The sequence below is a fragment of the Streptomyces rishiriensis genome (genome assembly GCF_003112535.1).
GTDB lineage: Bacteria > Actinomycetota > Actinomycetes > Streptomycetales > Streptomycetaceae > Streptomyces > Streptomyces rishiriensis.
In genome coordinates, this window is the sequence record NZ_BEWA01000008.1 from 194,997 (window position 1) to 208,756 (window position 13,760).

General features: G+C 71.6%; 12 protein-coding genes. 6 read left to right on the plus strand and 6 right to left on the minus strand.

Translation table 11 applies throughout. The annotated features are described in order from the left end of the window. Positions 1–7 precede the first annotated feature (7 nt). Together Sri02f_RS15170 and Sri02f_RS15175 are read right to left on the minus strand one after the other, a co-directional pair. Positions 8–514, minus strand: a complete 507-nt coding sequence (locus Sri02f_RS15170; RefSeq protein ID WP_109001721.1) for an RNA polymerase sigma factor — start codon at positions 512–514, stop codon at positions 8–10. A 67-nt stretch (positions 515–581) separates the two neighbouring features. Continuing rightward, positions 582–1,784, minus strand: a complete 1,203-nt coding sequence (locus Sri02f_RS15175) for a glycerophosphodiester phosphodiesterase (protein WP_109001723.1) — start codon at positions 1,782–1,784, stop codon at positions 582–584. Positions 1,785–2,378: 594 nt separating this feature from the next. On the opposite strand from Sri02f_RS15175, the gene Sri02f_RS15180 reads away from it, so the two are divergent. Beyond that, positions 2,379–3,050 (plus strand): lysophospholipid acyltransferase family protein, encoded by a 672-nt coding sequence (locus Sri02f_RS15180; protein ID WP_109001725.1) that lies wholly within the window; start codon positions 2,379–2,381, stop codon positions 3,048–3,050. A 311-nt stretch (positions 3,051–3,361) separates the two neighbouring features. Here Sri02f_RS15180 and Sri02f_RS15185 read toward each other — a convergent pair whose 3' ends face one another. The 4 genes from Sri02f_RS15185 to argH form a co-directional block, all read right to left on the minus strand. Then, on the minus strand, positions 3,362–4,906 hold the full coding sequence (locus tag Sri02f_RS15185) for an MFS transporter (protein ID WP_109001727.1): 1,545 nt from the start codon (positions 4,904–4,906) through the stop codon (positions 3,362–3,364). A gap of 14 nt (positions 4,907–4,920) precedes the next feature. Then, complete coding sequence (locus Sri02f_RS15190) at positions 4,921–5,547, minus strand: TetR/AcrR family transcriptional regulator (protein WP_245970641.1); 627 nt, start codon at positions 5,545–5,547, stop codon at positions 4,921–4,923. Between the two features lie 112 nt (positions 5,548–5,659). Further along, positions 5,660–6,631 (minus strand): aldo/keto reductase, encoded by a 972-nt coding sequence (locus Sri02f_RS15195; RefSeq protein ID WP_109001731.1) that lies wholly within the window; start codon positions 6,629–6,631, stop codon positions 5,660–5,662. A gap of 223 nt (positions 6,632–6,854) precedes the next feature. Further along, positions 6,855–8,288 (minus strand): argininosuccinate lyase, encoded by a 1,434-nt coding sequence (gene argH / locus Sri02f_RS15200; RefSeq protein WP_109001733.1) that lies wholly within the window; start codon positions 8,286–8,288, stop codon positions 6,855–6,857. Between the two features lie 283 nt (positions 8,289–8,571). On the opposite strand from argH, the gene Sri02f_RS15205 reads away from it, so the two are divergent. The 5 genes from Sri02f_RS15205 (at position 8,572) to Sri02f_RS15225 (ending at position 13,731) form a co-directional block, all read left to right on the plus strand. Beyond that, a complete protein-coding gene (locus tag Sri02f_RS15205; protein ID WP_109001735.1) occupies positions 8,572–9,444 on the plus strand; it encodes a hypothetical protein in 873 nt (290 codons plus the stop codon). 165 nt (positions 9,445–9,609) lie between these two features. Next, positions 9,610–10,200 carry a pyridoxamine 5'-phosphate oxidase family protein gene (locus Sri02f_RS15210; RefSeq protein ID WP_109001736.1) on the plus strand — a complete coding sequence of 197 codons (591 nt, stop codon included), beginning with the start codon at positions 9,610–9,612 and terminating at the stop codon, positions 10,198–10,200. Between the two features lie 193 nt (positions 10,201–10,393). Then, a complete protein-coding gene (locus Sri02f_RS15215) occupies positions 10,394–11,101 on the plus strand; it encodes a L,D-transpeptidase family protein (RefSeq protein ID WP_109001738.1) in 708 nt (235 codons plus the stop codon). A gap of 96 nt (positions 11,102–11,197) precedes the next feature. After that, positions 11,198–12,580: a ferredoxin reductase family protein gene (locus Sri02f_RS15220; RefSeq protein WP_167467551.1), complete on the plus strand. Its 1,383-nt coding sequence runs from the start codon at positions 11,198–11,200 to the stop codon at positions 12,578–12,580. 56 nt (positions 12,581–12,636) lie between these two features. After that, entirely contained in the window at positions 12,637–13,731 is a 1,095-nt protein-coding gene (locus tag Sri02f_RS15225) for an FMN-binding protein (RefSeq protein ID WP_167467552.1), read from the plus strand. Positions 13,732–13,760 lie beyond the last annotated feature (29 nt).

Sequence of the window (13,760 nt, forward strand, 5' to 3'; positions counted from 1 at the left end):
CTCACTCCTATCCCCGCACTTCGCGGGCCGCAACCTCCGGCGGAAGCAAACGCCGCAGACATCCCAGACATCGGGAACGTTCCGGTCCGAGACTGCCCTGTGAGATACCCAACTTCCCCGCGATCTCCCGGTAGGTGAGGTCCTCCGGCGACAGCAGGGCCTGCAGCAGACGGGAGCAGCGGCCGGGCAGCCGGTGCACGGCCTCACGCAGGGCGCGGTGGCGGGCGGCGGTGAGGGCGAGCTGCTCGGGACCGCGTTCGGCGTCGTCGGCCGGGTCGGCCGCGTAGGGCTGCTCACGGCGGACCGTGCGGCGGGTGCGGCGGACCTCGGCGCGCACGGCACGGCGCAGCCAGCCCTGCGGGTCGCGCGGCGGGCCGTCGGTGGCGAGGTGCTCCAGGAGACGGAGCCAGACCGCCTGTTCCAGGTCTCCGGGTTCGGCGCCGGCGGCGTGGGCCTCGGCGGAGGCCTCCGCGCTGAGCAGCGGGCGCAGGGCGGTGAGCAAGTCGTGCGTCATATGCCCCACGATGCGAGCGCCCGGGCGGTCGGTTGCCCGGGCGGCCCACTGTCACTCCAACGAGGACTCAGCCGTTGACGAAGTCGGCGCGGGCGAGCACTGCGGTGTCCGGGTTGTCCGTGAAGACCCCGTCGATGCCGGTCGCGAAGTAGGTGCGGAACGCGCCGAAGGAGTCGCCGTAGGCGTCCGCACCCGTGCCCTTGCGGAAGTTCGCGGGCAGGAAGGGGTTCTCGTTGCGCATGGTGTACGGGTGCAGGACCAGGCCGACCGCGTGGGCGTCCTTCACCAGGGTGGTCGGCCGGGTGAGGTTGCCGGCCGCGTCCTTCGGGATGACCAGGTCGAGGGTGGGCCCGATGCCCTGGGCGTAGCCCGCGATCTCGCGCAGGCCGGCCCGGGTGATCAGGTCGGCGACCGTGCGCGGGTCGCCGGTCTCGACGAAGTCCCAGGGACGGGAGTCCGCGGCGGACAGGAGCACGACGAGGGGGTTGTCCACCAGCTTGTTGAGCCGCTGGATGCTGGTGGGCTCGAAGGACTGCAGGATGACCGGCGAGTTCTTCCTGTCCTTGCCGTGCTTGTGCAGCAGCTTGGCGACCCGCTCCTCCAGGCCCAGGCCGAGCTTGCGGAAGTAGGTGGGGTGCTTGGTCTCGGGGTAGATCCACACCTGCTTGCCGCGCTTGCGGGTCTGCTCGTCCTGCCACTTCAGGACTTCCTCGAAGGTGGGGATCTCCCAGCGCCCGTTGTAGAGCGTGTTGTGCGGGCGGTTGGCCGGGATGCGCTCGATCGCGCGCAGGGTCTTCAGCTCGGCGAGCGTGAAGTCCTCGGTGAACCAGCCGGTGACGGAGACGCCGTCGAGCACCTTCGTCGTCCTGCGGGCGGCGAACTCGGGGTGGTCGGCGACGTTCGTCGTGCCGCCGATCTCCGGCTCGTGACGGCAGACCAGATGGCCGTCCCTGGTGGGGACCAGGTCGCCGGCCTCGACGACGTCGGCGCCCAGGTCGAGGGCCAGCTGGTAGGAGCCGAAGGTGTGCTCGGGGCGGTAGCCGCTGGCGCCGCGGTGACCTATGACCGTCGGCACGGGCAGGCTCTTCAGGCCGCCGCCGTGTCCGCCGCCCTGGCCGGCGCCGGTCCGCGCCTCGGCGGCTCTCGCGGTGCCCGACAGGCCGAGGACGCCTCCGGCGGCGCCGAGCACGGCCGCGCCGAGGAGCGCCCGCCGTCCCGTTCCGCCCACGCCCGCCTGCTGGTTCGACTCCTGCGTGTCCTGCGTGCCCATGGGGGCCTCCTGCCGTCGGCTCGTCCGTGCGGGCCGATCGTAGGGGCGTGGACATGACCGTCGGGAGACCTCGGCCCCAACGCGCGGGTGACGGTGCATGGCGTGTGCCGTACATCGGGTGCGGGGTGTCCCCTACGCCAGATGCGGAACACGGCGTACCGTGATGTGACGGATCGTCGGATCCGTCCGCCCGGACGGATTCGCCGCGGCCGTCCCGGGGACCCGGTTCGGTGCCGGCCACGGGCGGTCCCGGCCTCGGCGGTCGGTCCCGGCCTCGGCGGTCGGTCACAGCTTCGGAGTCGGTCACGGCCGCACAGGGCGCCGAGCGCTCCCAGGGCGGCGCGGGCAAGGGCGGGGGCGAGGGCGGCCAAGACTCCCCCGGTCTCACGACGGCCTCCCCCTCGTTCCGACCGGATGACGGACGCATGACGGACGGACGACGGGCGGGCGACCGACTCGGCCGTACAGGTACACGTACGTCAACAGTGCGTAAGACCCGGTGACCCGATGTGCGTCAGACCTGCGGCCGCGAGTATCGTCCTAGTCTTCACCTGCACATACTCATACCGTTTTCCCTTGACATCGGAGGGCTCGTTGTCCCGCTTCGCGCTCATCAAGGCAATGCTCGGACCGGTCATGCGCTTGATGTTCCGCCCACAGGTCGAGGGCGCGGAGCACATCCCGGGCGACGGCCCCGTCATCCTGGCGGGCAATCACCTCACCTTCATCGACTCGATGATCCTGCCGCTCGTGTGCGACCGGCAGGTGTACTTCATCGGCAAGGACGAGTACGTCACCGGCAAGAGCCTGAAGGGCCGTCTCATGGCCTGGTTCTTCACCGGGGTCGGCATGATCCCGGTCGACCGCGACGGCGGCCGCGGAGGCGTGGCCGCGCTGATGACCGGTCGCCGGGTGCTGGAGGAGGGCAAGGTCTTCGGCATCTACCCCGAGGGGACGCGCTCCCCCGACGGCCGCCTCTACCGGGGGCGCACCGGTATCGCCCGGCTGACGCTGATGACCGGCGCGCCGGTCGTCCCCTTCGCGATGATCGGCACGGACAAGCTGCAGCCGGGCGGCGCGGGGATGCCCCGGCCGGGGCGGGTCACCGTGCGGTTCGGCGAGGCGATGGAGTTCTCCCGCTACGAGGGCATGGACCGGGACCGCTATGTGCTGCGGGCCGTGACGGACTCGGTGATGACCGAGGTCATGCGGTTGTCCGGGCAGGAGTACGTGGACATGTACGCCACGAAGGCGAAAGCCGCGTAGGCCTCCAGCGGTCGGGCGGGCGTTCTTGTCGCCGTCGGTCGTCAGTCACCCGCGGACTGCGGCTGCGGCCGGGTCCGGCGGGGACACCCGGCTGCGGCGCGGCCGGGTCCGGCGGGGGCTCGGTCCGGCGGGGGCCGGGGCTGCGCCCGTGCGTCGGGTGCGGGTGCGTCGTGGCTGGTCGCGCACTTCCCCGCGCCCCTTAGGGGCGCGGCTGTCCTACCGCTCGTTCACCTCGCGGCCCCCGGCTCCGAGGGGCCGGGTGTCTCTCCGGTCGTTCGCTCAGCGGCCCGCGTCCCCGTGGGGCGTGGCTCTCATTGATCGGCCGCTTCGCTCCCGGGGTGGGTTTCCAGGCGTTCGTTGCGCAGCATGAGCCAGGCTGCTGCGGCTGTCGCCAGCAGAACCGCCGCGCCCACCGCGGACGCCATGCTCAGGCCGTCCACGAACGCCCCCCGAGCCGACGTGAGCATCTCCGCGGCCGGGGCCGCCGGCATGTGGCCCGCCGCCTCGACCGCTCCTCCGAGCGACTCGTGCGCCCCTTGCGGGGTGCCCGCCGGGGCCGAGAAGCCTCGGTAGACGCCGGTCACGATCGAGCCGAGCACGGCGATGCCCAGGGCAGCGCCGAGTTCGTACGCCGTCTCGGACACCGCGGACGCCGCTCCGGCCTGGTCCTTCGGCACGGAGCCCAGGATGACGTCGGCGGTCACCGTGAAGGAGAAGCCGGCGCCTACGCCGACCACCAGCAGCACGGCCCCCAGCACCGGGTAGCCGGTGGACGGTCCGATCGTCGTCAGGGCCGCCAGGGCGAGGCCGATCGCCGCGAGGCCTCCGCAGACAACGGCCCGCACCGAGAAGCGGCGAGCGACCCGGCCGGCTGCCAGGCCGGCCGCCACCGCGCCGATCGCGGCGGGCAGTTCGGCCAGTCCTGCCTCGAACGGGGCCCGGCCCTGGACGAGTTGCAGGTACTGGGAGAGGAAGAACACCAGGCCGGACAGGCCCAGGATGGTCAGCAGGTCGGCCAGGACCGCACCGCTGAAGCCGCGGTTGCGGAACAGTCGCATGTCCAGCAGCGGGATCGGGAGGGTCAGCTGGCGCCGGACGAAGCCGAACAGTGCCGCCGCGCCCAGCAGGCCCGTGCCGAGCGAGACCCAGGTGACGCCGTGGGTGGCGGCCTCCTTGACGGCGTACACGACGCCGATCATGCCGACCAGCGACAGGATCACGCTCAGCAGGTCCCACGGGCCCGGGTTCGGGGTGCGGGACTCGGGGAGCGTCCTGACGCCGACGAGGACCAGGACGACCATCACCGGCACGTTGATGAGGAAGACCGAGCCCCACCAGAAGTGTTCGAGCAGGAAGCCGCCCACGATGGGACCGATCGCGGTGCCGGCGGAGGCGGTCGCGCCCCAGATGCCGATCGCCAGGCTGCGTTCGCGCGGGTCGTGGAAGAGGTTGCGGATCAACGCGAGGGTGGCGGGCATCAGGGTCGCACCGGCCACGCCGAGCAGCGCCCGGGCGGCGATCATCGTCTCCGGGCTCGTCGCGTAGGCGTTGAGGACCGATATCAGCCCGAACGCGGTGGCACCGGCGAGCAGGATCCGCTTGCGGCCGATGCGGTCGCCGAGGCTGCCCATCGAGACGAGCAGGCCGGCGATGACGAACGAGTAGACGTCCCCGATCCACAGCAGCTGGGTGCCGGACGGCGCGAGGTCCTCGCTGATGTAGGGGGTCGCGAGACCGAGGACGGTCGCGTCGACGGCCACCAGCAGCACGGCGAGCACGAGGACGGAGAGCGCGAGCCAGCGGTCCGGGCGCCGCACCGCCTCGGTCGTGGCCGTCCGCTGCAGGGTGCTGGTCATGGTTCCTCTCTTCGTCATGCCGAGTCTTGTGCTGCGGGGTCTTGGGCTGCGGAGTCCCGGGCTGCGGGATCGCGTGGGGCGGGATCGTGCGGGGGTGCGGGATGCCTCAGTGCGCCGCCGAGCAGCAGGTCGACGACCATGCGCGGAAAGTCCTTCGGCGCGCCCTTGCCGCTCTGCACCATCCAGACTCCTGAGGCCAGCAGGCCGAACAGGGCCTCGGTGAGCCAGGCCGGCGTGAGGTCGATGCGGAACTCCCCGCTGAGCTGACCCCGCCGGAAGAGGGCGGAGATCCGGTCGTCGATCCGGGTCCAGCCCTCGTGCTGCTCCTCGCCCTCGAACAGCTGGTTCTCGGTGTAGAGGAAGGCGAGCAGACCGGCGGCGGACTCGGTCGCGGCGATCAGTCGGCGTACGGCGTCGCTCGCCGGACCGTCGTCGAGGCGGGCGGCCTCCAGGGCGGACTCGCACTCGGCGATCCCGAGGGCCTCCAGCGCGCGGACGAGCGCGTCACGTCCGGCGAAGTGCCGGTGCAGCGTGGCGCGGCTGATGCCGGCCCCCTTGGCCACCTCGTCCATCGTCGCGGTGGATTTACGGGTCAGCAGGGCGGCTGCGCTGCGCAGCACGTGGTCACGGTCGACGGCCATGAGACAACCATACCCCATATGAGACATCTTCGTCTCACAATGGGCGTGCGTGCGTCATGGCGCCTCACGGCCGAGGCGAGTGCACCACCGTCCGGCCGCGGCTGCTGAGCCGTCAGTGCCAGGGCAGGCGGCCGCGCTGCTCCCAGTACGCGCGCGGCTCCTCGGCGAGGGCGGTGAGCCGGTCCAGCTGGCCGTCGTCCAGATCCACTACGGCCGCGTGCAGGTTGGAGGCGAGCTGGGCGGCGGTCGCGGCGCCGGAGAGGACGACCCCGGCCCAGGGCCGGCGCAGGACCAGGGCGAGGGCGATGGCGTCGCACCCGAGGGAGGACTCGGCGGCGACCGCCCTCAGGGCCTCCGGCGCCTGGGGCCCGGCGAGACGGCCGTTGGCCAGGCCCTCCTTCACGATCACCGTGAGGCCGGCGTCGTGGGCCTCGGCGAGAGCCGGGCCGGCCGAGGTCTCCAGCGCGTTGTACGTCGACTGGACGGTGCGGAAGAGGGGCTCGCCGTCGACCGTCACGGTCAGGGCGGCGCGGATGGCGGCGGCCTGGGAGGGTCCGCTGGTCGAGAAGCCGACGGTGACTCCGCGGGCGGCGGCCTCGGCCAGCTTCGCGTGGAGTTCCTTGTCGGTCAGGGCCGGGCTGTCCGGGGTCACCGAGTGGATCTGGTACAGGTCGAGCCGGTCGCCGAGCAGCTCGGCCGTCTCGGCGCGCTGACGTTCGTACGTCGCGAGGCCGTGGTCCTTGACCTCGTGCTTCTCCGCGTCCGTGGTCCAGTCGGCGGTGTAGGTGTAGCCCCACTTGCTGCCGACGACGACGTCGTCGACGTCGGGCCTGGCCTTCAGCCAGTCGGCCAGGAACTCCTCGGAACGGCCGTAGGAGCGGGCCGCGTCGAAGTAGCGAACGCCCTGGGCGTAGGCCGCGTCGAGGAGTTCGTGGGTACGGGCGCGCAACGCCTCGACGCTGCGGTCCGCTCCGAGGTCCTCGTCACGGCCGAGGGTGATGTAGCCGGGGCGGCCGACGGCGGCGAGGCCGAAGCCGATGTGGCAGGTGGGGGTCGTTGCGGCGGCCAGGCGGGCGAAGGGCATCGCGGGCTCCGTAGGGTCGGCTCCGGTTCGGCTCCCGACCAACGTAACCCGCGACGACCTTGACCTCGGCTTCCGGCAGACGGCGCAGGGTCCGACGGCCGACGTCCGGCTCCCGGCTCCCGGCTCCCGGCTCCCGGCTCCCAGCAGACCGCGCCCGGCCGGTGTCCGTTCAGACGGAGCCCGGCCGGGCGTGCGGCCCGGCGTGCGGCCGGCGGAGTTCCGCCTACCGCTTCATTTTGGCCGTCGCCCACTCGTGCTGGGCCGCCACGTTCCGCTTCACCTCGGCGAGCTGGACGGCGACCGCGCTGGGCGCGGTGCCCCCGCGGCCGTCACGGGAGGCGAGGGCGCCGGGCACGTTGAGGACCGAGCGCACCTCGGGGGTGAGGCGGGCGGAGATCTTCCCGAACTGCTCGTCCGTCAGCTCGTCCAGCTCCTTGCCGTCGGCCTCGGCGACCTTGACGCACTCACCGGCGACCTCGTGCGCGACACGGAACGGCTCGCCCTGCTTGACCAGCCACTCGGCGATGTCGGTGGCCAGGGAGAAGCCGGCCGGAGCCAGTTCCTCCATGCGCTCGCGGTGCACGGTGAGAGTGGCGATCATGCCGGTGAACGCGGGGAGCAGGACCTCCAGCTGGTCGCAGGAGTCGAAGACCGGCTCCTTGTCCTCCTGCAGATCGCGGTTGTACGCCAGGGGCAGGGCCTTGAGGGTGGCCATCAGACCGGTGAGGTTGCCGATGAGGCGGCCGCTCTTGCCCCGGGCCAGCTCCGCGATGTCCGGGTTCTTCTTCTGCGGCATGATCGACGAGCCCGTCGAGAAGGCGTCGTGCAGGGTGACGAAGGAGAATTCCTTCGTGTTCCAGATGATGATCTCCTCGGCGACCCGGGAGAGGTTCACCCCGATCATCGCGGTGATGAAGGCGAACTCGGCGACGAAGTCGCGGGACGCCGTGCCGTCGATGGAGTTGCCGACGCTGCCGTGCTCGAAGCCGAGGTCCTCGGCGACCGCCTCCGGGTCGAGGCCGAGGGAGGAACCGGCCAGCGCGCCGGAGCCGTACGGGGAGACGGCCGTGCGCTCGTCCCACTGACGCAGCCGCTCCGCGTCCCGGGACAGCGACTGCACATGGGCGAGGACATGGTGGGCGAAGAGGACCGGCTGGGCGTGCTGGAGGTGGGTGCGGCCGGGCATGGCCACGTCCGGGTGGGCCTCCGCCAGGCCGATGAAGGCGTCCTGGAGCTCGGCGATCAGACCGCCGATGATCCGGGCGTGGTCGCGCAGGTACATCCGGAAGAGGGTGGCGACCTGGTCGTTGCGGGAACGGCCCGCACGCAGCTTGCCGCCCAGGTCGGGTCCGAGGCGCTCCAGAAGGCCGCGCTCCAGGGCGGTGTGGACGTCCTCGTCGGCGATCGTGCCCACGAAGGAGCCGTCGGCGACGTCCGCCTCGAGCCGGTCGAGCCCGCCGAGCATCCGGGTCAGCTCGTCCTCGGTGAGCAGGCCCGCCTTGTGCAGCACCCGCGCGTGGGCGCGGGATCCGGCGATGTCGTAGGGCGCGAGCCGCCAGTCGAAGTGGACGGACGCGGACAGCTTGGCCAGGGCCTCGGCGGGACCGTCGGCGAAACGGCCGCCCCAGAGCCTTACGTCACCGCTGTTGCTGCTCACTTGCGCTGCTCCTCACCGCTGCACCTCAACGTTGTGCATGAGTATGCAGAGCTCCGCATGATTCGTCAATCCGACCTCACCCGGAGGCGCGGCCCCGGACGCGACGCCGAACCGGACGGCCGGAACAAGGCGGCCGGAACGCGGCGGCTGGAAACCGGTCGTCCGCCGGGCCCCGAAGACTTTTCGAAGACGCCTTGAACAATGGCAACCGCTTACCCGTACTCACCCCTGAACGCTGGCGCCGCGTTGATCACAACCACCCCGACCCAAGTGAGGCACCCGCATGTCCAGGGCTCTTCCCAAGTACAACAAGCGTCGTGTGGCGATCATCGGCGGCGCCGTCGCCGTGGCTCTGACCGGTGCGGTCGTGGTGAACACCGCCCTGGCCGGGGAGTCCAAGAGCGGAGCGACCACCAACGCCCAGACGCTCGCCGCCGGCCCCGGCACCATCGTGTGCCCCGACGTCACGTCGAAGCTGCCGGCGATCCCGGCCTCCGCCAAGGCCGAGGTCGACCGCAACCTGGCCCTGCTGCAGACGCAGATCCAGGAAGCCAACACGCGCTTGCAGAACACCGTGGGCCAGGGCGGTCCCAACTTCGTGCAGAACGCGATCCTCGGCCCGCTGAAGGACAAGCGCATCTCGACCGTCAACCGCATCGCCACGGCCATCGGCCGTACGGCGGCGAAGCCGACGGGCCTGGACGCGCTGGCGCCCTGCGCCCTCAACGGCGGCGGCGCGGCCGCCCCGGCGGCGGGCAACAACGGCAACGCCGGAAACAACGCCAACAACGGCAATGCCGGAAACAACAACGCCGGGAACAACGGCAACAACAACGCCGGGAACGCGGGCAACGCCGGCGCGGTCGGCACGATCACGTGCCCGGACGTGGCCTCGCAGCTTCCCGCGGTCCCCGCCTCCGCCAAGGCCGAGGTCGACCGCAACCTCGCCCTGCTGCAGACGCAGATCAACGAGGCCAACACCCGCCTGAAGAACACGGTGGGCCAGGGCGGTCCCAACTTCGTGCAGAACGCGATCCTCGGCCCGCTGCAGGGCAAGCGCGAGTCCACCATCGACCGCATCGCCATCTCGATCGGCCGCAAGGGGACCAAGCCGCAGGGACTGAACGTCCTCGCCGCCTGCACGCTGAACAAGTGACGTGACAGGCGCGGTGGCCGCCCCGAGGAGACGCCGGCCGGGGCGGCCACCTGCGGTCCGCGCACGCGGGCACTCCCGGCCGAACTCGGCCGGGCACGGGTTCCGACAGGCGGATTCCGTAATCTCCTTAGACAGGCGAAAGGCTTTCCCGGATAATCGTTAGACATGGGAAAGACCTATGAGCGCATAGACGGCAGACTCCGGACGTTCATCGAGGAGCAGCCCCTCTTCTTCACCGCGACCGCGCCGCTGGCGGGCGACGGCACGGTCAACCTCTCCCCCAAGGGACTCAAGGGTTCGTTCGCGGTGCTCGACGAGCACACCGTGGCCTACCTCGACTTCGCCGGGTCCAACGCGGAGACCGTCGCGCACCTGCGCGAGAACGGCCGGATCACGCTGATGTGGTGCGCCTTCCAGGGGCCGCCGAACATCGTGCGCGTCCACGGCCGGGGCGAGCCGGTCTTCCGGGACGACCCCCGCTTCCAGGATCTCCTCGCCCGCTTCCCCGACATCGATCCGGCCCTGCACGGGCTGCGCGCGATCATCGTCGTGCACGCCGAAGCCGTCCGGGACAGCTGCGGGTACGCGGTGCCCTTCATGACGTACGACGAGGACCGCGACCTGCACGGCAAGCGGTTCGCACGGGAGGACGCCGACTCGCTCAGCGCGTACTTCGCGAAGAAGGAGCACATCGCCACGAGCATGGACGGACTGCCGGGACTGCCCTTGCCCCTGCGCCCGATCCGAGGCGCATAGGCCGACTGCACATCGACCGCGAGGTCGACGTGGAGCCGCTCACCCGGGCCGACTTCGCACCGGGCGGCAGGGCCGAGCTCTCCGCAGGACTCGTGGACGCGGTCGCCACGCACGCCCCGCTGCGGTTCCACGCGCCGCACGGTCGGCCCACTCCGGCCTGCCGTCGCCGCCGCCCCCCTCTAGCGTCTGGACCATGCGTCCTCGTGTCGTCGCCGTCACCGTCGTCTGTGCGTCCCTCCTGCTGCTCGGTGCGGCTCCGGGCGCCGGCGACCACCCGCCGCTGCCCGCGCGGATGGCGGGCACCGGCGGCGGCACGCAGCTGATCACCGCCGTGGCCCCGGAGGCCGGCGCGACGGCCGGCACGCTCACCTGGTGGGACCTGCGAGACGGGCGATGGACGCCGGCCGGCTCCACGCCCGCCCGGTTCGGCGCGAACGGCCTCGTCGAGGGAGCCTCACGGCGGCAGGGCACGAACACCACGCCCACCGGCCTGTACGGTCTGCCGTTCGCCTTCGGCGTCCGGGCGGCGCCGCGCGGGACGTCGTACCCGTACCGCCCTGTACGCCAGGACTCGTGGTGGTGTCAGGACAATGCCTCCCGTGCCTACAACCGGTGGACCGAGCCGCGGCCGGCCGACTGCCGCGCCACGGAGTCCGAGCGTCTGGTGGCCTACCGCACGCAGTACGCGCACGCGCTGGTCATCGGTTTCAACTACGACAAGCCCGTGCGCGGCCGGGGAGCGGGAATCTTCCTGCACGTCAACGGGCGTGGCGCGACGGCCGGTTGTGTATCGGCGCCGGTGGAGGCCATACGCCGGATGCTGGCCTGGGTCCGGCCGCAGCAGCGCCCCCACATCGCGATCGGCACAGCTGCCGGGCCGACGGCGATCACCCGGTACTGAGCCCCCGCGCCGCTCTCGACGTCTCGGCGCGCCGCTGAACGCTGCGCGCCCGCGGCCCGTATCTGAGGGCCTAGGGTCCGTACCCACGGAGGAACAGTGACCACGACGATCGCCGGCGGCCGTGCCGCCCGCCGCCAGACGATGCGCCGCATCCGTCCGCGCCGCTCCCCGGCCGTTCCGCTGCTGCTCGCCGTCTGGGCGGGCGCGGCGGGCGTGCTGTGGTTGTGGTGGAGCAACACGCCGAACATCGCCGACGACAACAGCAAGATCCTCAACGCGGGACGGATCACCGGCCTGCTCGCCGGGTACCTGATGGCGCTCGTCGTGCTGCAGATGGCGCGGGTGCCCGCGCTGGAGCGGCGGGTGGGCTCGGACCGGGTCGCCCGCTGGCACGCGATGAGCGGCCGGTACACGCTCTGCCTGGTCTTCGCGCACGTCTTCCTCATCATGTGGGGGTACGCGCTGCAGGCCGGAAAGACGCTGGGGGACATCGTCCAGCAGACGATCGACTCCGTCGAGCAGCTGCCGGACATGGGCAAGGCGGCCATCGGCACCGGCCTGTTCCTGCTGATCGGGGTGGTGTCGATCGCGCCGGTGCGCAGGCGGATGCCGTACGACACCTGGTACCACATCCACCTGATGACGTACGCGGCCGTGTTCCTGACCTTCTGGCACCAGATCACCACCGGCAACGACTTCGCCGTCGAGCCGACCGCGAAGACCGCCTGGTACGCGCTGTACGGGTCGGTCACCGCGCTGGTCGTCTGGTACCGCATCATCACCCCGCTCCGGCTGAACCTGCGCCACCGGATGTACGTCGAGGCCGTCATCGAGGAGACGCCGGGTATCGTGTCCGTGCTGATCGGCGGGCGCAAGCTGCACCGGATGGGCGCGGAGGCCGGGCAGTTCTTCCGCTGGCGGTTCATGGCGCCCGGCATGCGCCTGAGCTCCCACCCGTACTCGCTGTCGGCGGCCCCGCGGCCGGAGCTGCTGCGGATCACGGTCAAGGCGATCGGCGACCACAGCGCCGCGCTGCGCGAGCTGCAGCCCGGCACGAAGGTGTGGGCCGAGGGACCGTACGGCGCGATGACGGCGTCCCGGCGCAGCCGCGGCAAGGTGCTGCTGGTGGCCGGCGGGGTCGGCATCACGCCGATGCGGGCGCTGTTCGAGACGCTGCCGGGCGGGGCCGGTGACATCACCCTGCTCTACCGGGCCAACAGCACTCAGGACCTGGCCCTGTGGGACGAGCTGGCGAAGATCGCCGACGAGCGCGGGGCGCGCCTGATGTACGCCGTCAACAGCCCCGACGGGGAGCGCCCCGACATCTCGGCGGAGTCGCTCCAGCGCAAGATCCCCGACATCGACAGCCACGACGTCTTCATGTGCGGGCCGAACGGCTTCGCCCAGGGTGTGTACGAGGCACTGCGCGGCGCCGGGGTTCCCGCCCGCCGCATCCACCACGAGTCGTTCGAGATGTGAGCGACCCGTACGCACGGGAACCTCGCCACCAACGGAAACCAGGAGCTCAGGAAGCGATGAGGAAGAGCCACCCTCTTCGGCGGGTCGTGCTGGCCACTGCCGCCACCGTGTCAGGGATCGTGCTGCTGCTGTCGCTCAAGCCGGCGTCCGACCCCGGTTCCGCGCAGGCCGCGGGCTCGGGCACGGGCGCGGCGGCGGCGCAGGAAGCGGCGCAGGGCGGAGCCGGCGCGCCGGTCACCGGCACGATGACCGGCGACGCCGTCCAGACGCAGTACGGGGCCGTGCAGGTCCGGATCACCGTGGTCGCGAACAAGATCACCAAGGCGGAGGCCGTCCAGGCTCCCAAGGGCGGCACCAGCGACCAGAAGACCGCGCTGGCCGTGCCCAAGCTCAACGCCGACGTCGTCGCCAAGCAGAGCCCGGACATCGACACGGTGTCGGGCGCCACGTACACCAGCGAGGGCTACAAGAAGTCGCTGCAGTCGGCGATCGACAAGGCGAACGCGAGCGCCGGGTCCGGGTCCTCCCAGGGTTCGGGCAGCGCGCAGGCAGCGGGCGCCTTCACCGGGGCAGCGGTCCAGACGCAGTACGGGACCGTGCAGGTCCGGATCACCGTCGCCGGCGGGAAGATCACCAAGGCGGAGGCCGTCCAGGCCCCCAAGGGCGGCACCAGCGACCAGAAGACCCAGCTGTCCGTCCCCAAGCTCAACCAGGAAGCCGTCGCCAAGGGCAGCGCCGACATCGACTCCGTCTCCGGCGCGACCTACACCAGCGAGGGCTACAAGAAGTCGCTCCAGTCGGCGCTCGACCAGGCGAAGGCGAAGGGCGGCTCGGCGTCGGGCTCCGGGAACGCGGGATCCGCCCCGGGGGCCGCACAGGCCAGGACCGTCACCGGCGCCGTCCAGCAGACGCAGTACGGGCCGGTCCAGGTCCGGATCACCGTCGCCGGCGGGAAGATCACCAAGGCGGACGCGGTCCAGGCCCCCAAGGGCGGCACCAGCGACCAGAAGACCCAGCTGTCCGTCCCCAAGCTCAACCAGGAAGCCGTCGCCAAGGGCAGCGCCGACATCGACTCCGTCTCCGGCGCGACCTACACCAGCGAGGGCTACAAGAAGTCGCTGCAGTCGGCGCTCGACCAGGCCGGTGGCTGACACGGTGGCCGAGCCGGTGCAGTCCCCCG